Annotated in this window: 14 protein-coding genes; 2 read left to right on the plus strand and 12 right to left on the minus strand. The window is 70.6% G+C overall.

The window, feature by feature from the left end; all coding sequences use genetic code 11:
• The first annotated feature begins 3 nt into the window (after positions 1 to 3).
• Both ACX114_RS31205 and ACX114_RS31210 read left to right on the plus strand, forming a co-directional pair.
• Positions 4 to 756 (plus strand): hypothetical protein, encoded by a 753-nt coding sequence (locus tag ACX114_RS31205; RefSeq protein WP_459290574.1) that lies wholly within the window; start codon positions 4 to 6, stop codon positions 754 to 756.
• The gene (locus tag ACX114_RS31210; RefSeq protein WP_459290576.1) at positions 753 to 1,856 is read left to right on the plus strand and encodes an Ig domain-containing protein; all 1,104 of its coding nucleotides are present in this window, start codon (positions 753 to 755) and stop codon (positions 1,854 to 1,856) included. The genes ACX114_RS31205 and ACX114_RS31210 overlap by 4 nt, the downstream gene beginning before the upstream one ends.
• 10 nt (positions 1,857 to 1,866) lie before the next feature.
• Here the strand turns inward: ACX114_RS31210 and ACX114_RS31215 are convergent, their stop codons facing one another.
• The 12 genes from ACX114_RS31215 to pilQ form a co-directional block, all read right to left on the minus strand.
• Positions 1,867 to 2,397 (minus strand): hypothetical protein, encoded by a 531-nt coding sequence (locus ACX114_RS31215; RefSeq protein ID WP_206789907.1) that lies wholly within the window; start codon positions 2,395 to 2,397, stop codon positions 1,867 to 1,869.
• A gap of 16 nt (positions 2,398 to 2,413) precedes the next feature.
• Positions 2,414 to 5,482, minus strand: coding sequence for a BamA/OMP85 family outer membrane protein (locus tag ACX114_RS31220; RefSeq protein ID WP_459290578.1), 3,069 nt, complete (start codon positions 5,480 to 5,482; stop codon positions 2,414 to 2,416).
• 14 nt (positions 5,483 to 5,496) lie between these two features.
• The gene (locus tag ACX114_RS31225; RefSeq protein ID WP_459290580.1) at positions 5,497 to 9,426 is read right to left on the minus strand and encodes a translocation/assembly module TamB domain-containing protein; all 3,930 of its coding nucleotides are present in this window, start codon (positions 9,424 to 9,426) and stop codon (positions 5,497 to 5,499) included.
• 4 nt (positions 9,427 to 9,430) lie between these two features.
• Complete coding sequence (locus ACX114_RS31230; RefSeq protein WP_014399053.1) at positions 9,431 to 10,372, minus strand: ExeA family protein; 942 nt, start codon at positions 10,370 to 10,372, stop codon at positions 9,431 to 9,433.
• Between the two features lie 27 nt (positions 10,373 to 10,399).
• Positions 10,400 to 12,532 (minus strand): tetratricopeptide repeat protein, encoded by a 2,133-nt coding sequence (locus ACX114_RS31235; protein ID WP_459290583.1) that lies wholly within the window; start codon positions 12,530 to 12,532, stop codon positions 10,400 to 10,402.
• Complete coding sequence (locus ACX114_RS31240; RefSeq protein WP_459290585.1) at positions 12,529 to 13,575, minus strand: tetratricopeptide repeat protein; 1,047 nt, start codon at positions 13,573 to 13,575, stop codon at positions 12,529 to 12,531. Before ACX114_RS31240 ends, ACX114_RS31235 begins: the two co-directional genes overlap by 4 nt.
• Positions 13,576 to 13,767: 192 nt before the next feature.
• Positions 13,768 to 15,153: an acetyl-CoA carboxylase biotin carboxylase subunit gene (gene accC, locus ACX114_RS31245; protein ID WP_459290587.1), complete on the minus strand. Its 1,386-nt coding sequence runs from the start codon at positions 15,151 to 15,153 to the stop codon at positions 13,768 to 13,770.
• Between the two features lie 75 nt (positions 15,154 to 15,228).
• Positions 15,229 to 15,822 (minus strand): acetyl-CoA carboxylase biotin carboxyl carrier protein, encoded by a 594-nt coding sequence (gene accB / locus ACX114_RS31250; RefSeq protein WP_459290589.1) that lies wholly within the window; start codon positions 15,820 to 15,822, stop codon positions 15,229 to 15,231.
• Positions 15,823 to 15,862: 40 nt separating this feature from the next.
• Positions 15,863 to 16,444 carry an elongation factor P gene (gene efp, locus ACX114_RS31255; protein WP_206789865.1) on the minus strand — a complete coding sequence of 194 codons (582 nt, stop codon included), beginning with the start codon at positions 16,442 to 16,444 and terminating at the stop codon, positions 15,863 to 15,865.
• Positions 16,445 to 16,585: 141 nt separating this feature from the next.
• A complete protein-coding gene (locus ACX114_RS31260) occupies positions 16,586 to 16,948 on the minus strand; it encodes a roadblock/LC7 domain-containing protein (RefSeq protein ID WP_459290592.1) in 363 nt (120 codons plus the stop codon).
• Positions 16,949 to 17,641 carry a hypothetical protein gene (locus tag ACX114_RS31265; RefSeq protein WP_459290594.1) on the minus strand — a complete coding sequence of 231 codons (693 nt, stop codon included), beginning with the start codon at positions 17,639 to 17,641 and terminating at the stop codon, positions 16,949 to 16,951.
• 33 nt (positions 17,642 to 17,674) lie between these two features.
• A complete protein-coding gene (gene pilQ / locus ACX114_RS31270; RefSeq protein ID WP_459290596.1) occupies positions 17,675 to 20,461 on the minus strand; it encodes a type IV pilus secretin PilQ in 2,787 nt (928 codons plus the stop codon).
• Positions 20,462 to 20,501: the final 40 nt, after the last annotated feature.

The following is a 20,501-nucleotide window of genomic DNA, read 5'->3' on the forward strand; positions in this document are numbered from 1 at the left end:
GCCATGAGCCTGCCCGCATCCCTGCTGTTGATGGTGCTGCGCATGTCGGCGCCCTGTGACGCGAACACGCGCGTGGTGCTCATGCCCTTCGAGAGGCTGGCCCTGCCGTCCACGGACGCGCGCGAGTTGGAGGACGCCACGCGGCGCGCGGTGGCCGCGTTGCCGGACACGTGCCTGGAGTCGCGCGAGGACACGATGGCTCGGCTGCGCGGGTCGGGCGCGGCGCTGGCGGCGTGTGGCGACGCGGCGTGCCGGAGCGCTCAGGCCTCGGCGCTGGGCGTGCGCAGGATGGTGCGGGGCGTGGCGCTGGGCGTGGGAGGCAAGCGCAGCGTGGCGCTCACGGTGACGGACGCGAAAGGCCCGGAGACGCGAGCGCAGTTCGAGGCCCCGGCCACGATGCCGGGCGAAGCCGACGCGCGCGCGAGGCAGGCGCTCCAGCAGGTGTGGTCGCCGCTGGTGACGACGCAGGCGACGAAGAAGTCCCAGGGCTCGCGCGTGCTGCCCAAGGTGTTGTGGGGCGCGGGCGGCGCGGCGATCCTCGCGGGCGTGGGCTTTGGACTCGCCGCGCGCAATACGGAGTCCAAGGTGTCGAAGAACGGCGGCGAGTGCGCCACGGCCGGCCAGTCCTTCGCGGACTGCTTCGAGTCCCGGCTCGCAGCGGGCCGCCGTCAGGCGCGGACCTCCAACGTGCTGCTGGGCGTGGGCGCGCTGCTCGGTGTCGGGGGAACGCTGACCTTCATCTGGGAGCTGCCGTGAGAAACCTGCTCGCCGCGCTGACGGGTGCCGTCGTCCTCTCGATGGGGGCGTGCACGTTCGCGCCGGACCTGTCGCGCTTCGCCGCGTGCGATACGGCGGGTGGCTGCCCCACCGGCACGTCGTGCCTCACGTCGGAGAACCGCTGTCTGCCGGCCTGCGGTGAAGGCGGCCCCTGCGACGACGACCACGAGCCCGTGGAGTCCCCGGACGCGGGCACGGACGCGGGCATGGACGTGGACGCGGGCACGAACGTGGATGCCGGAACCGAGGATGCCGGCGTGGCGGACGCGGGGGAAACGGACGCGGGGCCTTCCGCGCTCGCGCTGGAGCCCCTCCTGACGGACGCGGTCGAGTCCACTCCCTATTCGGGCCAGCTCCAGGCCCGGGGCGGCACCCCGCCGTACACGTTCAACTCCACCGGCTCGCTCCCCGCGGGCCTCCTGCTCGACAACGAAGGCCGGCTCACCGGCGCGCCCAAGAAGGCGGGGGACCAGGTCCTCCCGGTGGAGGTGACCGACCAGAGCACTCCGACGAAGCGCGCCAGCGGCAGCCTGACCCTGCACGTCCGTCCGCTGCTGCGGGTCGCGGGGCCGGAGCCGCTGGCGAACGCCGTCAACAATCGCGCCTATACCGAGCGCGTCTCCGCCACTGGAGGCAAGGGGCCGTACACCTTCGCCCTCGCGCCGGAGCAGTCGCTGCCGGCGGGGCTGACGCTCGCGGCGAACGGCCTCATCACCGGCACCACGACCCAGGCCGGGAAGACGACGTTCGCGGTGGTCGCGACGGACAGCGACACCCCACCCCAGTCCGTCACCGGCACGCTCTCCATCACCCTCGTGAGCGCCCCCGGCACCGTCACCCTGCTGTCGAAGGCCGTGCCCACGGGCCGCGTGGGCTCCGACTACAGCTACACCGTGCGCACCAGCGGCACGGGCAACTGGAGCGTGACGGGCGGAGCGCTTCCGCCGGGCATCCTCCTGGACCCGAAGGAAGGCATCCTCTACGGCAAGCCCATGAGCACGGGCGACTTCACCTTCAAGCTCACCGTCGCGGACCTGCTGTTCTCCGACGAGTGGTCCTACGCCCTGCACGTCGACTGACGCGGAGGCCTCACGGGTAGCGGTCCACCACCTGGATGACGCCGGTGTTGTCCTGCACCACGGAGAAGCCCTTCATCGGGCTGGGATACGCGATGAGCCCCTCGCCGTCCTTGTCCCAGCGCGTGTCCAGCAGCACGCCGCAGAAGGGCACGGACGTGGCGCCGCTCTCCGGGGTGAAGATGCGGTCGTACCGGCCGAACACGCGGTGCTTCGTCACATAGAGCCGCCCGCCGATGCGCGCTCCCGGCAGCTTCGCCTCCCCTTCCGCCTGCGGCAGCGCGATGACGAAGCTGTAGTTGTACCGGGCCGGCCCCGGGTGGTCCTGGATGCTGTCCACGATGACGGGGATGCGGTCCCCCACCTTCAGCCCCAGCCGCTCCATCTGGAGCTGCGCGCCGCGAGGACACGTGCCCTCCGGCGGCATCCACGCGGGGCGCGGCGCCTTCGCCGCCGTGTCCGGCCCGTGCTGACACGCGAGTGCGAACACGCCCAGCAGGGCCAGGCCCCCAACCACTCCACGGCGCGCACGGTGGGTCCGCATGGACGAAGGCCTCCGGTCAGAACGTCCCGATGCTGAAGTGGAACTGCGTGGGCGCCTCGTTGAGCGCTTCGTCGCGGTCCAGGTTGAAGCCCACGTCGAAGGCCAGCGGGCCCACGGGCGTCACGTAGCGCAGGCCCACGCCCGCCGCGTAGCGCAGCACGCCCGGGTCGAACAGCGTGCGGTCCTGCCACAGGTTGCCCGCCTCGAAGAAGAGCCCCAGGTCCACCGCGGCGATGGCCGGCACGCGCAGCTCCGCCTTGGCCAGCGTGAAGAGCTCACCGCCCTGGCTCGCGGGCACCTGTCCGGCGAGCACCGCCTTCAAATCATCCGGGCAGCCCGCGGGGGAAATCACGGCGCGGCACGCGGCCAGCCGCTGGTGCAGGCCCTCGCGCACGTCCTGCGGCAGCACGCCGTCCTCGCGGAAGCCGCGGAGGCTGGAGGAGCCGCCCAGGTAGAACAGCTTGGACCCGATGTTCTGCGCCCCCGTCGTCAGCGGCACGATGGTGCCCGCGCGCGCGCTCACCGCCACGCTCGCGCGGCGGCCCAGCGGGGCGTACGCGCTCACGCTGCCGGACAGCTTCACGCCGTCGATGGGGAACTCCGGCACGCGGTTGCCCGCGACGTCCGTGGGGTGGACGCTGATGCCGCGCATGAACTCCACGCTGGTGCTCAGCACCATGCCGCGCCGGGGGTTCGCCGGGTCGTCGCGGAAGTCCAACGTCATGGACGGGCGCAGCGAGTGCAGCGCGAAGTCGCCGTACGGGTAGCGCAGGCGCTCCTGGTCCGCGCGGTTGATGAGTTCCAGCACGCCCCCGCGCGAGCGCAGCCGGTTGTTCTCCAGTTCGTACTGGAGCGACACGTTCACCCACGACGCCAGCGCCCAGTCCAGGCCCATCACCGCGGCGAACCGCGTGGACAGGTACGACGGCCGGTGCACGCGCTCGCCAATCAGGTCCAGGCGAGCGCCAATCTCCTGCGGCGCCAGGAAGGACAGCCGGGGCTGGGACAGCGCCAGGTTGCCGCGCCCGCCCAGGCCGCTGAAGCCATCCAGGTCGGAGTCACACGCCTCGCCGGACAGCTCTCCGGTGGAGCACCCGGCCGGGAGCCGCGAGGACGACAGCGCCTCCGCGCTCGCGCCCGCGTAGTTCACCTTGCCGCGCGCCAGCAGGTTCAGGCCCCGGCCATCCAGGTTGCGCCATGCCGTGTCCAGCGTGATGCGAGGACCGTCCACCAGGAAGTAGCCGCCGGACACCTCGCCGTCGATGCGCGGGCGCTCCTGCACCGTCACCAGCACGTCCTTGGAGGCCTCGCGGCGGTTGGGGTCCGCCAGGGACACCTCCGCCTGGCGGAACAGCCCCAGCCGCGACAGCCGGCGCTGCGCCTCCGCCAGCGCCTCCACGGACAGCGGCTGTCCGGGCTTCAAGTCCAGCTGCGCCAGCACCACGTCCGGCTCCGAGCGCGTCAGCCCCTGGAGCAGCACCTGCCCCACGCGCACGCGAGGCCCCGGGTCCACGCGGTAGGTCACCTGCGCGGAGGTGCCGCTCTCCTCCACCGACACGGAGTTGCTGACGTGCGCGAAGAGGTAGCCCTCGCGGCCCAGTCCCCGCTCCAGCGCGGCCTGCGCCTGGTCCACCCTCTCGAAGCTCAGCGGCGTGCCCACGGGCAAGAGCAGGTTCACCCAGACGGGGTCCACCTCCAGCGGGATGCCCAGGAAGATGGGCGCGCGGATCAACGCCCGGGGCCCCTCCTCCACGTCGAAGTCCGCCTCCGCCTTGTGCTGGCGCACGTCCACCGTGAGGCCCCGGAAGGTCACCTGCGCGGACGCGAAGCCCTGCTCGCGGTAGGCCGTCGTCATCGCGTCCGCGGCCTCCAGCCACGCGTCCTCCACGTAGACCGTGGACGGGTCCGGAGGGGACACCACGCTCTTGTCGTAGCGCCGCTCGCGACCTTCCGTCTCCAGCGGGTCCTCGCGCATGGGCAGGTCCAGCTCCGGCCACGTCTCCAGCGCCGCCACCTGGTTGGTGAGCATGGAGCGCAGCAACTCGGAGGACAGCGCCGCGTTGCCGTGGAAGCGCACGTCCGCCACGCGCAGCGGAGCGCCCTCCTCCACCTGGAAGCCCAGCACCGCCGCGTCGCCGTCCGGCCGGATGACCTCCAGCGCCCGCACGCGCGCGTCGTGGAAGCCGCGCCGCCGGTAGAACGCCTCCAGCCGCCGCGCGAGCCGCGCCGCCACGGTCTCGTCCATCGCCTCCTCGCCGTCGTAGGCCACCACGCGCGCCAGCAGCGAGTCCGGGAAGCGGCGGTTGCCCGCGAAGCGCAGGTGGAACGCGGGCCCCGCGGACACCGGCACCGCCACGGACGCCTCGCTGTCCTCCACGACGACCACCGGCGTGCCCACCCAGGTCCGCCAGTGCTGGCCCTCGCGCAGGAGCACGCGCAGCCGCTCCAGGCCCCCGTCCAGCTTCGCCCGGTCGAAGACCTCACCGGGCTTCATCCCCAGCGCCTCCACCAGGCGCGGCAGCGGCAGCGCGGGGCTGCCGGAGAAGGTCACCTGCCGCACGCGGGTGGGCTTGCCCTCCACCACCACCAGCGTCACCGCCACGCCGCCCGCGGGCACGGGCCGCTCCTCCACCTGGATGTCGACGGCGTCGTAGCCCTTGCGCTGGTAGGCCTCGCGCACCGCGTCCGCCGCGGTGTCCAGCTCCTCCGGATCCAACGGCCCGCCCTGGAGCAGCCCGCTCGCCTCCAGCAGCTCTCCGGACGTGAGGACCTGGTTGCCCCGCACCGCCACGTGCGACAAGAGCGGCAGCGGCGTGAGCTGGAACACCAGCCGCACGCCGCCCGGCACCTCCTGCGTGAGCGCCACCACGTCCGCGAAGCGGCCCGTGGCGAACAGCTGCTCCACCGACTTGCGCACCGCGCCCGGCGTCAGCGCCTGTCCCTTGCGCAGGGTGACCAGGCCCGACAGCCCGTCCGGGGCCATGCCCTCCGGCAGGTGCAGCTCCACGGCCACCACTTCCGGCGCGTCATCGTCGCGGCCCGCGGGCGCGGCGAAGGCGGGCAGCGCGCACACGAGGAGCAGCACCGCGGCCAGCGCGGCTACTCGACCTCCCAGCCCAGCTTCAGCTCGAGCCCGAGGTTTCCGAACGACGCCTGGCTGTTCTCGTTGTCCCACTGGGCCTGTGCGGAAAGACGGTCGTCGAAGCGGTACTCAGCGCGTGCCCGGGTGCCTCGGCCACTCACTGGCTGGGTCATCCCGATTTTAAGCTGCTCGGAAAGGAACTTCGACTCCAGTTGTGCGGTCGGCTCCGCCTGCCGGGTGGCGTCGTTGTAGGTGGTGGAGATCTGCAGGGACAAATCCCTGAGAACGGGGTTGCTGGGCAGGAACCGGCGCACCTGCCGGTCCAGTCCCGACACGTTGAAGAGGGCCTCCGCCGCCAGACCGTAGCTCGCCGACGCGGCCGTGTCCTTGTCCGCGCTCGTCACACCCAGTGTCAGCAGCGACAGGATGTCACCCTCCGTGAGCACCGGCTCCGAGGACAGCACGACCAGCGGGTTGGCCGGCCGGCCGAACGCGTGCAGCTTCACCACGAACTCGCGCACGGACGTCTGCGCCTGCACCTCGAACACCGGGTCGATGCCGGACGCGTCGCGGAACTCCAGTTGCCCCTGGTCGATGGTGAAGAGGTTGTTGCGGAAGAACGCCTGGCTGCCTTCCGCCGCCTCCACGCGGCCCAGGAGCCCCGGCTTCACGTCCGTGCCGGTCAGCCGCACGTCGCCCAACAGCCGCGCCTTCGCCAGGTTGTTGTCCACGCGCACGTCACCGAAGTGCACGTTGACGTCCCAGGTGAAGAAGGGGTCCCTCGCGCGCTCGCCCCCGCCGCCCACGGCGAGGTTCGGCTTCTTCTGCATCGTCTTGAGCAGCGCTTCGATGTCGAGCGGCTTCTGGTAGCGCAGCTTGATGATGTCCAGCCCACCCGTGACGGTGGGCCCCGTGGGAGGACCCACCACCTGCAAGAGGCCGGACACGGTGAGCGGCAGGTCCTCCGTCATCCGGTACGGCACGGCGTCCAGTTGCAGCGTCAGCGCCAGCCGCTTGGGCACGAAGCGCTCCAGCCGGATGTCCCCGCGCGCGGACACCTGGCCTTCGTTGACCTGGGCCTGCAGGTGCTCCAGCAGCACGCGCTGGCCCGTCATCTCCAGGCGGCCGGACATGCCGCGCACGGTGAGCGGCAGGTCGCGCATGGACAGCCGCACGTCGGACAGCTCCGCGGTGCCCACCACGGACGGCGCGTCCAGGGAACCCGTCGCCTCCGCGTCCACGCGCAGTTGGCCGCCCACGCGCTCCATGCCGGGCAACAGCGGCTCCAGCAGCCGCACGTCCATGCGCCCCTCGCGCAGGCTCATGTTCATGGCGCGCCGGCTCATCCAGCCGCCCAGTGTGACGTCCACCGACGCGCCGCTGAAGCGGAAGGGCTGCACGTCCAGCCGGCCGTTGAGGTACGTCAGCACGATGGGGCCCTGGTTGCGGCCGCGCAGGTCGCCCCGCGCGAGCGACAGCTCCCGCACCGTGGCCCCCACCGAGTAGCCCTCCGGTTGCAGCAGCGGGCCCTGCACCGTCACGCGCCCCGCGAGCATGCCGGTGACGCCCGCCAGCGCCGGTGTCTGCGGCAGCAGCGGCTTGATTTCAGGCAGCAGCAGGTCGACGGTGGAGTCGAAGAGGTAGGGCTCCTTCACCGTCATGTTCAGGTAGCCCTGCGCGTCGCGGAAGGGGCGCCCGGTGATGCGCAGCTGCTTGCCCTCCTGGTGCAGCGCGAGGTCCATGGCGCCCAGGTCGCGAGACGCGAAGGTGATGCGCGGGCCCTTCAGCGTGGCCTGGATGTCGGGCTTGTCCGCCGAGCCCGCCACGGTGCCCGCGAGCGCGAGCGTGCCCTGGATGCCCATCTCCTCCGCGGTCTCCTGCCCCACGGCCTCCGCGAGCGACAGGTTCTCTCCGCCGAAGCGGTAGTCCAGCGCGCCCCCGGTGAAGCCGAAGGAGCCCTCCACCCAGGTGCGCCCCAGCCGGCCGTCCAGCACGGTGCGCTCCAGCACCATCTCCTTGCCGTCCACGAAGCGCAGCCGCGCGGAGCCCGCGCCCAGCCGGCGGCCCAGGTACGTGGTGTCGCGCAGGTCGAAGGCCACCAGCCCCTCCAGCTTCTCCAGGGGACTGTCGATTTCCACGCGGCCCGAGGCCGCCCCGGCGAACTGGCCCTGCACCACGGCGATGGACGGGCTCAGGCCCGCCACCAGGTCCACCAGGTCCTCCGTGCGGCCGCCCTGCGGCACCGTCACATCCAGGCGCAGGTGCAGCAGGCGCGCGAAGGTGAGCGCCGCCTTGCCGAAGTACTGCGTGCGCCCCTTCTGGCCGGTGAGCGACGGGAAGGACAACAGGCCATTCGAGTACGACAGCTTCGCCTGCGTCACGCCCAGGCCGAAGCCCCAGAAGGTGAAGTCGCGCAGGGACAGGCTCGCGTCCACCTTCACGTCCGAGTACGGCCCCACGATGGAGTAGTTCGCGGAGCCCTTCCCGGACCATGACAGCTCCGCGATGTGGCCGAAGTCCGACAGCTCCAGCTCGCCGTTGCCCTGGATGTCCAGGCCGCGCGCGCTGTCGAAGTAGAGCGTCACGTCGCCGTGCACGCGCGAGCGGCCGGACTCCACCGTGAGGCGGCTGAAGGACACGCGGTCCCCCATCAGCTTCACGGCCGTCTGCGCGCGGCCCCGCTCGAAGGTGAGCAGCGTCTTGCCGGCGCTGACCGGCGCGTCGAACGCGCGCGTGGCCAGCACGAAGCGGCCGCTGCGCAAATCCAACGGTCCGGACAGGGATGGCCGGGGCAGCAGCGTCCCGGTGAGGTGCGCGTTCGCCGTCGCGGGGAAGTCCACCCAGGAGCCCGCCACGCCCGCGCGCTCCAGGATGCGCCCGAAGGACGCGTCCTCCGTCTGGAGCGTCACGTCCACGGGCAACTCCGGCGTGAGCTTCAACGCGCCGGACAGCTTCACCTTGCCGGAGCCCAGCGGGGCCTCCAGCGACTCCACGCGCACGCTGTCCCCCGCGTACGACAGGCGCGCGTTGAGGCTCACCGGGCCGTACTGCTCATAGGCCAGGTTGCTCGCGGACAGGTCCGCGCCCACCGCGAGCGCGGACGGCTTCCCGGTGACGGACAAGCGCGTCCACAAATGCCCCGTGGCCGGACGCGGCAGCAGCTTCGCCTGCGACAGCGTGCGCAGCGGCAGGAACACCTGCGCGTCCAGCGCGAGCACCGGATGGCACAGCGTCTCCACGCGGCCGGACACCGTGGCGGTGATGTCGTCGAGCGTCACCTCCGCGCGCTCCACGTCCAGCAGGCCTTCGTCGGGGTCCAGCGAGCCGGTGAAGCCCAGCTGCCCCAGCGTCAGCTCGCCGCCGCCCGCGCCCAGGCGCACCAGGCCCCGCCGCGCGCCCACCTCCAGCTCCATCACGCCCCAGTGCTCCACCCAGCCCACGGCCAGGTTCTCCACCTCCACGCCCCGCCCGTCCGGCAGCGCGAGGCGCACCTCCGCGCCGGTGATGTCCACGCGCCCCACGCCCACGCGGGTCAGCGGCGTGAGCGGGCACGTGCCGTCGGAGGAAGGCGGGCTCGACGAGGGCCGGGACAAGTCCAGCGCCACGCGCGGATGGTGCACGCGCACGTGGCCCAGCACGAAGCGGCGGGACAGGGGCGACAGGAAGCCCAGGCCCACCTCCGCCGTGTCCGCGGCGAACAGCGGCGTGTCCCTGCCCGGCGCGAACACCGACACGCCGTGCAGCACCACGCGCGAGCCCAGCGGATCCAACTCGCACCGGCCGATGCCCACGCCCACGCCCAGCAGGTCCGGCAGGTTCCTGCGCGCCAGCGTGCAGGCGGCGTCCCAGGTGAACGGCTGACGCAACAGCAGGATGCTCCCCGACACCACGAGGAGCACCAACAAGAGCGCCTTGCGCGCTGCGCTGTTGCGGCTGGGGAGGGACAAGCCGCTAGAGCTTACCGAGTCCCTCGAGGTAGCGGTCGATCTCCGCCAGGTCGATTTTGGTGTTCGCCGTCCGGGGCAGCGAGGTGGCGGGCGCGCTCGCCCGCTCGCTTGCCTGGGAAGCAGCCGAGCCACCCTGGAGCCCCAGGTTGTTGCCGATGCGGTGCACCAGCTCCGCGCTGATGGTCTCCGAGCGCGCGAGGAACGCCTCGAAGAGGGCGTTGTCGCACAAGGTGTTGATGACGCGCGGGGTGCCGCCAGAGTGCTCGTGCACGGCGAGCAGCGCCTCCGGCGTGAAGGGCATGCGCGGGCAGCCGGCGAGCCGCAGCCGGTGCTTCACGTACGCCTCCGTGGACTCCGCCGTGAAGGGCTCCAGCTTGTAGCGGAGCGCCACGCGCTGGGCGAGCGGCGGGTCCAGCTTCAGGTTCTTCTCGATCTCCGGCAGGCCGAAGAAGACGAAGGAGATGAGCTTGCGCTCCGGCACTTCCAGGTTCAGCAGCCCCCGGAACTCCTCCATGAGCTCGCGCGTCTCCAGCATCTGCGCCTCGTCGATGAGGACGACGGCCTTCTTGCCGGACTCGTAGATTTGCAGCAGGCGCTGGTAGAGCTGCGACAGGAGCGCCAGCTTCTCCTGCGCGGGGTTCTCCACGCCCAGTTGGAGCGCGATGCGGCGCAGGAGCCACTGGGCGGTGATGCCCGAGTGGATGATGACGAGCAGCGCGGCCTCGTACTCGGACTCCGGAAGCGAGTCGAGCATGCGCCGGGCGAGCGTCGTCTTGCCCGCGCCGATGTCGCCAATGAGGATGGACAGGCCCTTCATGTAGCCCACGGCGTGCATCAGCCGCGTGAGGGCCTGCGAGTGCTGCGCGGAGTTGTAATAGAAGCGGCTCACCGGAGCGTTGGAGAACGGCTCCTGGGTGAGTTCGAAGAAATCGAGGTAGGTCGTCATCGCTCGCCGGGCCTCGTGGGGGACGCGCTACACGTACCCTACTTTACGAGCCTTCGGCACGCCCGCGGCGGGAACCGGCGTCGCCGGGCCCTTTCCGGCGCGAGGCAGCGGGTCCTCCTCCGGTGCGGTCATGGCCGACAGCCGCGTCACCTGGGACCCCACGTCGCGGTACTTCGCGTCCATGGCGGCCACCCGCTGGAAGTGGAAGAGCGCCTTGCCCTGCTCGTTGAGCGCGTCGTAGGCGCTCGCCAGCTCGAAGCCCAGCGCCTTGGCCACCTCGCCCGTCGCGAGCACGTTGGAGAGGCCTTCCTTGAAGACCGCCACGGACTCTTCGGGCTTGCCGCGCAGCGTGTGCAGCATGCCAATCATGGTCAGGCAGTCCAGCTCGCGCGGAGTGCCCACGCAGCCCTGGCGGGCCACGTCGAACTCGTGGACGGCGTCGTCCAGCAGGCCCATCTCCTTGTAGGCGATGCCCAGGTCGTAGTGCGTGTCCACGTCCTCGGGCTTCACCACCTTGGCCAGGCCCTTCTTGAACTCGGCGAAGACCTCGTCCACCGAGTACTGGAAGTCCTCGTCCGCCGGGGGCACCGCCGCCAGCGACTCACCGCCCAGGTCGTCCAGCTCACCGGCCAGCTGCGCCGCCAGGTCGAACGCGTCGCCACCACCGGCGCCGTCGTCGTGCGCCGCCTCCGCCTCCGTCACCGGCTGCACGGAGGGCACGTGCACGGGCTCGGAAGGAGCATCGTCCTCGGGGGCCGCGCCACCGCCGGCCTCCATCTCCTCCAGCCGCGCCATCAGCTCGCCGGCGCGCACGTGGCCGGGGAACGCGATGGCCACCGTCTCCAGGATTTCGCGCGCCTCTTCCAGCAGGCCCTGGTCGAGGAAGAACGACGCCTCGTCGCACTCCTCGGAGGCAGGCTCCTCCTCGGGCTCCGCTTCCGGCTCGGGCTCGGGTTCCGGAGCATCCGCCAGGGCCTCGGGCTCCGGCTCCGGCGTCTCCTCGACCGCGTCGGTCTGGGGCTCGTCGTAGGAGAGCCCCTCCATCGACGGGAGCACCATGTGCGCGGCGGTGGGCTCGTCTTCCTCCTCGTCGCCCAGCGACATGCCCTCCGCGTACGCGGGCTCTTCCACCGGCGCGGCGAAGCTCTCGTCCAGGTCCGCGTCGTCCAGCGCGGACGCATCCAGGGGCGCGAGCCCCACGCGCGTGGGCGCGTCGTCGTCCTCGCCCAGCGACATGCCGGGTTCGACCAGGGCCTCGTCGTCGTCGCCGCTGTCGCTCAGCGTCGGCAGCTGGCGCGTGTCCGGCGCGGCTTCTTCCAGCAGCGCGCGCGACGGGGACAGGATGCGCGTGGGAGGCGCTTCCTCCTCGTCGCCCAGCGACATTCCGCCCGGCTCGTCCGCGAGCACCATGGGCTCGTCGCCCGCGTCCGCCGCGTACGCCAGCGCGTCGTCGTCCTGGGCGACCAGAGGCTCGTCGTCGGAAGCATCCGGACCGCCCAGGCCCGGCTCGTCCGCGAGCACCAGCGAGTCCTCGTCGGACCCCATCACCAGGTCGTCCTGCGGAGGCAGGTCGTAGACGGTGTTCTCGGCGGAGCTGATGGGCTCGCCCATCACCGCTTCCTCGCCGCTCAACGTGGTCTCCGCGACCTCGTCGTCGACGATCTCGTCCGAGTCCGCCCCGTGGCTCAGCGCCGCGAGCGCGAGCTCGTCACCCGAGGGCTGCGCGAGCGCGTCCTCCGGCGGATCCGCGACGAGGATTTCGTCCTCGTTGGAGTCCACCAGGATGGCGTCCTCCTCCAGCGACTCCACGCCCGGCGTCGCCGCGGGCGCCACGAAGCCCCCTTCCGCGCGGAGCACGGACAGGAAGGCGGGCACCTCGGGATGCGCCGGATTCTCCTGGAGGATGGTCGCCAGGTACGGCTGCGCGCGCTGCACGTCCGCGCGGCGCGTGCACAGGCGCAGCACGTTGAGCAACTGCTCGGACGCCTGCGCGCCGTTATTGGCCGCCACGTAGATGTGGTACGCCTTTTCGTGCGCGTCCAGGTTCTCCGGATCCACGGAGAAGACCTTGCGCAGGTGCTCCAGCGCTTTGTCGTGGAGCCCGTACTTCACGTAGACGTCCGTCTCCGTCAGCAGCTTGGCCAGCTGCTCGCGGCTCATCCCCGCGGGCGCCGGCGGTGCCACGGCCGCGGGAGGCGCTGCGGGCGCGGGACGGGACGGGGGCGCGGCGGCGGGAGCGGGCGCGCTCCATGCGGGCGCGGCCGGCTCCTCGTGGTGATGCACGGCTGCGGGCGCGGGCTCCGGCTCCGGTTCGGCGACGGGTCCCGGCGCGCGAGCAGATCCGGATCCTGCGGATCCAGCAGCTCGATCTGCGTCCACACGCCGTCGGATTCAGCCGTGCGGCCGCGCTCCTGGTGGATCTTCGCGAGCTCCTTGTAGACGGACACCGTCTTGGAGACCTGGCCCAGCCCCTGGAACGCCTGGGCCAAGAGCGTCAGCGTCTCCACGTCGCGGCCATCCGCCTTGAAGCACACCTGGAGCTTGGCGAGCGCGCGCTTCTGGTCGCCGCGCTGCAGGTACGACGCGGCCAGCTCCTTCGCGAGCGGGAGGTTGTCCGGCTCCAGCGCGGAGAGGCGCTCCGCGACGCGAAGCCAGTCATCCGCCCGGGCGTTGCGCTTGAGGTACTCCGCGGCGCGCTTGAACTCCTGCGCCGCTTCCTTCGTCATGTTCTCGCGCGCGTACAGCTCCGCGAGCTTGATCTTCGACGCCACGTTCTCGGGGTCGAGATCCACCATCTTCTTCAGCGTGTCGAGGCTCGACTTGGTGTCGCCCGCCTTGTCGTAGTGGTTGGCGACGATCTGGAAGTACGCCATCGCCTCCGACATCAAGCCCAGCTGCTGGTGCAGCTCCGCCAGCTTGAGGTTCACCTCCAGCAGGTTCGGGTTGAGCTTGAGGACCTGCTTGTAGAGGGCGACGGCCTTGAGGAAGAAGCCGTCCGAGGAGTAGCTCTCCGCGACCTTGGTGAAGAAGTGCGCCGCCTGCGCGTTGTCGTTCTTCTTCTGGTACAGCTCCCCCATCTTCTGGAGGACCCGGATGTCCTTCGGGTCGACCTCCAGGACCTTCTGATACTCCTTGATGGCTTTGTCGTACGCGCCCTTCGCGACCAGCTTCGCGGCGGCTTCGATGATCTTGTTCTTGTCCATCGAGCGTGCGCTTCCGGCAGGCAGAAACCCCGAGGAACTTCGCGGGTTTCAGTCCTTCTCTGGGGGGGAGCTTCGGAGGCTAACGGAATCCTCCGATGCGGGTCAAGAAACAGCCTGCCCTCCCCCAGGGCTGGATCACCCGCCTGGACGCTCGCACGCCCGGCGGGTTTTCCATGCCTTCACGGCAAAGCGCTACGGCGTCTCTTCCACGGCCTTCTTGAGTCGGCGCGAACCCGTCTCGCTCGCCAGCAGGCGCTCCACGAAGCGGGTGTCGTAGTTGCCCTCCTGGAAGGACTCCTCCGCCAGTGCGGCCCGGTGGAACGGGATGTTCGTGCGGATGCCCTCCACGACGTACTCGGAGAGCGCGCGCTGCATGCGGCGGATGGCCGTCTCGCGGTCCTCCGCGTGGACGATCAGCTTGGACAGCAGGCTGTCGTAGTGCGGCAGCACCGTGTAGTTCTCGTACGCGGCGGAGTCCACGCGCACGCCGTAGCCGCCCGGCACGCTGTAACCGGTGATCTTCCCCGGCCACGGCGCGAAGGTGACGGGGTCCTCCGCGTTCACGCGGCACTCGATGGCGTGCCCGCGGATCTGCACGTCCTCCTGCTTGAAGCGCAGGGGGTGCCCGTAGGCCATGCGGATCTGCTCACGGACCAGGTCCACGCCCATGACCAGCTCCGTCACGGGGTGCTCCACCTGGATGCGCGTGTTCATCTCCATGAAGTAGAACTCGCCGCGCTCGTCGAGCAGGTACTCGATGGTGCCCACGTTGTTGTAACGGATCTTCTTCATCGCCGCGACGGACACCTCGCCCATGCGCTGGCGCAGCTCCGGCGTGAGCGCGGGCGACGGGGCCTCCTCGATGAGCTTCTGGTGCCGCCGCTGCACGGAGCACTCACGCTCGTTGAGGTGGATGACGTTCCCGTGCTCGTCCGCGACGATCTGGATCTCGATGTGGCGCGGCTTCTCCACGTACCGCTCGATGTAGAGGTCGCCGTTGTTGAAGCTGGCCAGGGCCTCCGCCTGCGCGGTGGAGAACGCCTGCGCGAGCACACCCGGCTCACGGACGATCTTCATGCCCTTGCCGCCGCCGCCCGCCGCCGCCTTCAGGATGACCGGGAAGCCGATCTCCTTCGCGAAGGCCTCCGCCTCGCGCGGATCCTTCACCACGCCGGGGCTGCCCGGGAGCAGCGGCAGGCCGGCCTCGCGGGCCGCGGCGCGCGCGCGCACCTTGTTGCCCATCAGCCGCAGCATCTCCGGGCGCGGGCCAATGAAGCGGATCTTGCAGTTCTCGCAGACCTCCGCGAACTCGGCGTTCTCCGACAGGAAGCCGTAGCCCGGGTGGATGGCGTCCGCGCGCGTGATTTCAGCCGCGGAGAGCAGCTGCGGCACGTTGAGGTAGCTCTCCTTGGACGGAGGCGGCCCGATGCAGACGGCCTCGTCCGCGAAGCGCACGTGCAGCGCGTTGGCGTCGGCGGTGGAGTGCACCGCCACGGTGGCGATGCCCAGCTCACGGCATGCGCGGATGACCCGCAGGGCAATCTCCCCGCGGTTGGCGACCAGTACCTTCTTGAACACGGCCGTGCTCCTAACGCGAGGGCCTGGGGCGCGTCCCGCCCGGAAGGGCCGGACGCGCCTGACGGGTCAGCAGACTCAGGCCGGCTCGATGCGGAACAGCGCCTGGCCGAACTCCACCGGGCGACCGTTCTCCACGAGGACCTCGGCGATGCGGCCGGAGACCTCGGACTCGATTTCGTTCATCAACTTCATCGCTTCCACGATGCAGAGCACCTGGCCCTTGCGCACCACCGTGCCCACGTCCACGAACGGGGGCTGATCCGGCGCGGGGGTCCGGTAGAACGTCCCCACGAAGGGGCTCGTCACCAGGTGGCCCGGCTTCTCCGCGGGCTTCTCCGGAGCCGCCGCGGCGGCCGGAGCCGCGGGCGCGGCGACAGGGGGCGCCGCACGGGGCGCGGCGGGGGCGGCGTACTCCACCGGCGGCGACACCGTCACCCCGGGGCCGGACGGCGCCGTGTGGTGGACGATGGTCGTCTCCGGCGCGTGACCGCGGCGGATGTAGAGCTTCTCCGGGCCCTTCGTCCACACCAGCCGGGTGACGTCGGAGGCCTCCAGGATTTCGACGATCTGCCGGAGGGCCTCCACGTCCAGCGACGTGGTGCCCGAATCCCGCCCGGAGGCCGCGCCAGAGGACTCAGCCGGCCGGGTTGCCTTGCGCTTCGTTGCCATTCAGACCCCTCCCGGGTCGCCAGGTGCAGGGAAGCTACTCTCAGCCCGCGGTGGACACGCGGGTGAGGTACTTGCCACCTTCACGCGTGTCGATCTTCAGCACGTCGCCCTCGTTGATGAACAGGGGCACGTTGACGGTGAAGCCGGTCTCCAGCGTGGCGGGCTTCAGGGCGCCGGACACGGTGTCGCCGCGCACGCCCGGGTCGCACTTGGTGACCTTGAGGTCCACGGAGTTCGGCACCGACACGTTGATGGCCTTGCCGTTCCAGAAGAGGATCTCGACGTCGAGGTTCTCCTTCAGGAAGTTGACGGCCTCCCCGAGGCCTTCCTTGGAGAGGAAGGTCTGCTCGAAGTTCCGCTTGTCCATGAAGTAGTAGTCGCCGTCCTGGACGTACAGGTACTGCATGTCCTTGGACTCGATGTCCGGGGTGCCCACCTTGTCGCCGGACTTCAGCGTGGGCTCCAGGACGCGGCCGTCCAGCAGGCTGCGGATCTTCGTACGCGTGAAGGAGGAGCCCTTTCCAGGCTTGACGTGCTGGAAGTACTCGATGACGTACGGCTTGTCCTCCCACAAGATCTTCAAACCATTGCGGAATTCGGACGTGTCGACAAACCCGGCCATGGGACCGACTCCTTCATACAGACGTAAAGGCGAAAGTCCGGGGTGTCTAGCCCATGCCCTGGTTCCTGCAAAGAGGAAAGCGGAGGCACGCTGCGTCGCCGGGCAGGCTCGACAAGCTCCTGCCCGAGCGGACGTGCGTGTCTACAACTCCGCCTTCACCTGCGGCGCGGTGACGCGCAGGACATAGCGCCCCTTGCCGAAATTCCCGTCCGCGCGCAGGGCCAGCACCAGGAAGTATTCCGGTGTCAGCAGGCGCATCACGGTGAGGACCTTCTCACTGTTGACGGACACCTCGGTGACGGTGCCCGTCTTCAGGGATTCGGCCGCGTTCTTCAACTGCGTGAGCAGGTTGGCGTACTCCACCCAGGTGCCGGACACGTCCAGCTCCGTGGCTTCGTCCTTCTGGAACGTCTCCACGGAGATGCCGTCGAAGCCCATCACGCTGCACGCGAGGGCTCCGTCCACCTGGTTCACCACCGCTTCAAGGTGCGTGCGGAAGGACATCTAGGCCCCGCCGTCCGCGCCCGTCGTCGGCCCGGGCTGGCACGAGGGATAGATACCGTCCTGACCGACACCCGAGCTGCACGGCCCCAGGGGAACCGTGGGATCCTCGTCCTCGCCGCAGGTCGGAAGCGTGACGGCCGTATTGGCGACGTCGATGCCGTAGACGATCTCGTTCGACTCGACCTTCTTGCCGCCCGCCGCGAACTTGCCCGTGAACTGCAGGGTGACCCGCACCGTGGCCGTGGTGTTCCCGGACAGGCCGGTCCGCAGGGCGTTCGCGGCCTCGGCGGTCATCAGGTTGACCACCAGCCGGTTCTCGTCCGACCCGGGGTTGAGGGCCGCCGCGTAGGGCACCTCTCCGTCGGGGATGTTGATGCTGGGCGTCGAGGAGTAGGACAGCTTCAGCGTGTCCAAGAACACGGTGGCGGACCCGCCGACGTCGCCCTCCGGCTCCAGCGGAACGCCGTTCACGTCGATGGGCGTGGTCGTGTAGTTCGACTTGACGACGAGCCCCAGGACGTAGCCGCCACGGTAGGCCAGGTTGAGCGAACCGTTCGCGATACCGACATCACCGGCACCGAAGCTGCAGTTCTCGTCCGGCTGGATGGTCTGGAGGATCTGGACGACGGGGGTGCTTTCAGAGCACGAGCAGAGCCCGAGCGACAGGGCCGCCGCGATGAAGAAAGGCTTCATTGGAATGTCTCTCCCAATCAGGGCGCGGTGCCGTTAGAGGCTCTGCGCGATGGTCTGCCGGTTGAGGATGCGGGGCGTGATGAAGATGAGCAGCTCCTGCCGGTCGTCCGTCTCGAATGTCGTCTTGAAGAAGAAGCCGAGCACGGGGATCTTGGCCAGGAAGGGCACCGAGTCGGTCCGCGTGCTGCCCCGGCGCACGTAGATGCCGCCGATGACCGTCGTCTCGCCGTCCTTCACCAGGACCTGGGTGTTGGCCTCCTTGCGCTGGATGGAGGGCTGGCCGTTGGCGCCGGTGTTGGACGGGTCAGGCTGGTTGTTCTGAGCCTGGATGGACATGAGGATGCTGCCGTCCTGGGTGATGTGCGGCGTGACTTCCAGCGACAGGCGCGCTTCCACGAAGGTCGTGTTCACGCCGCCCGCCGACGTCTGGCTGAACGGGATGGACAGACCCTGGCTGATGCGGGCCGTGTTGTTGTCCAGCGTGGTGACCTTGGGCGACGAGATGGTCTTCACGGTGCCCTCCGTCTCCGCCGCGGACAGGCGCAGGTTGAGCTGCACGGCGCCGCCCGCGGAGCCGAAGGCGAAGCCCATGGCGCCACCGAGGCCTTCACCCACCGCCGCCGGCAGGTTCACCGCGAAGTTGGGCTGGGCCGGAACGCCCGCCGCCGTGCCAGCGATGCCGCCCGTGACGCCGACGGTGCTGGGGAAGATGAGGCCGGTCGGGTTGCCGGACGCCGCCGACAGACGCGTCTGGCCGCCCCACTGCACGCCCAGGTCACGGCTGAAGGTGGTGCTCGCCTCCACGATGCGGCTCTCGATGAGGACCTGCGGCGTCTGCGTGTCCAGGCTGCGCACCAGGGCGCGCGCCTTCTCCGTGTTGGAGCGGATGTCCTTGATGATGAGCACGTTGGTGCGCGTGTCCACCGTCACCGAGCCACGGTCGCTGAGCACGTCCTTCACGCGCGACGACATGTCCGCGGCCACCGCGTAGTTCACCGGCACCAGGCTGACCAGCAGGTCCTCCTGCTGCTGCAGCGACTTCTTGCGCTCCTGGCGCAGCCGCGCCTCCTCTTCCAGGGTCTTCAGCGGCGCGATGCGGATGATGTTGCCCACCTGCTCCTGGCCCAGCTGCTTGGTGCGCAGGATGAGGTCCAGCGCCTGGTCCCAGGGCACGTTGCGCAGGCGGATGGTCACGCGGCCCGACACGTCGTCGGCGACGACGATGTTGCGCTTGGAGATCTCCGCGATGACGCGCAGCAGGTTCTGGATGTCGATGTCCTTGAACTCGAAGGACACGCGCTTGCCACGGTAGCGCGCCTGCTGGGGCGCGCCCTCCGCCGCGTACGCCGGGGCCTCCGCCGTGAAGCCGGCGGTGCGCTGGGTGACGGCCACCTCCTCCGTCTTCACGCCCTGCACGTCCAGCCGCCAGCTCAGGCTGTTGGCGCCCTGGGTGACGTTCTCCTCGATGGCGCCGTCCGCGGCGACCACCAGGCGCACCTTGCGGCCCTCACCCGGCACGCTGAAGGCGCTGATCATCTTCACCGGCGTGTCCAGCGCGCTGGTGTCCAGGCTGCGCTCCAGCTTCTTGGGCAGACGCGCGTTCTCCAGCGTCAGCACCGCGCTGCGCGGATCCGGACGGTCCACCTTCCACGCCGTCGCGCCGGACAGCTTCAGCTGCACGCGGCCGCCCGAGGGGCTCTCGTCGAAGGACAGGTCCTTGACCTCCACCACCGCCGGCTGCGGCGCGGCCTGCGCCACCGCGGGCTGCGGCTTCGCGGTCTCCTGCACGGGCAGGGGCTGCGGGCGCAGGGGCTCCGTCTCCGCCACCGCGTCGCGGGACGAGGCGGGCTTGGACTTGCGCGCCACCGCGCCTCCCAGCACCACCTCCAGGCCACGCTCGGCGCGGTCCACGCGGTAGGCGGGCATGTCTCCCTTGGCCACGAGCACCAGGCGCACCTTGTCCTCGTGGGCGCCCACGCGCACGTCCTTGAGCAGGTTGCCCTTCACCTTGGGCGCCTTCGCGCTCAGGCCCACGCCGTACACGTCCACGGCCAGGCGCGGCGGGTCCACCAGCTCCAGGACCTCGTAGCGGGCGATGTCGCCGTCGGCGGCGACGCGCAGCGACTCGCCGTCCAGCGACAGCCGGGTGATGCGCTGGGCCGGGTGGGCCACCTCGCGCTCATCCGCCTCCGTGGCGACGACGTTCTCACGGCCCGGCGCCTGGGACGAGGCGGCCTTGGAGGACGTCCCCTCCTCCGGCACCACCGCCACCATCGCCTCCACCACCGGCGCGGGCGCGGGCTTCACCGGCGCGGCGGCGACCGCCTGCGCGGGCTCGGCCTTCACCGGCGCGGGCGCGGCCGGCTTCGCTTCGACCGGAGCCTGGGCGGTCGCGGCGGCGGGGGCCACCGGCGAGCCGTCCACGGAGATGACCACGCGGTTGCCTTCCGCGCGGACGTCGTACTGGGAGGCCTGGTCGAGCGCCACCAGCACGCGGCCCACGCTGGCGCGCGAGTCGGAGAACTGGGCGGCCACCACGCCGGACACCGGACCGGTGCCGTCATGGTGCCCCTTGATGCCGGTGGCATCCGCGGACGACAGGTCCACCACCAGCCGCTCCGGCCCACTGAGCCGGAAGACGGTGAAGGTGGGCGGCCGGGTCCCGGTCACCACGACCTGGGCACCGGCTCCCGTCCGGGACACCTGCAGGTCCCTCAGCGTATTGAGATCCGCGCCGTACACCTTGGCGCTTGCCAGGACGACCGCCCATGCGGCCGCCATGATCCACTTGCCCCTCGTCACAGCGCTCTGCTCGAGCATGCGTCCCCTCAACAAGTTGGAAGCGGGCGACGACTGCCCG

The organism is Corallococcus sp. M7 (assembly GCF_054512695.1).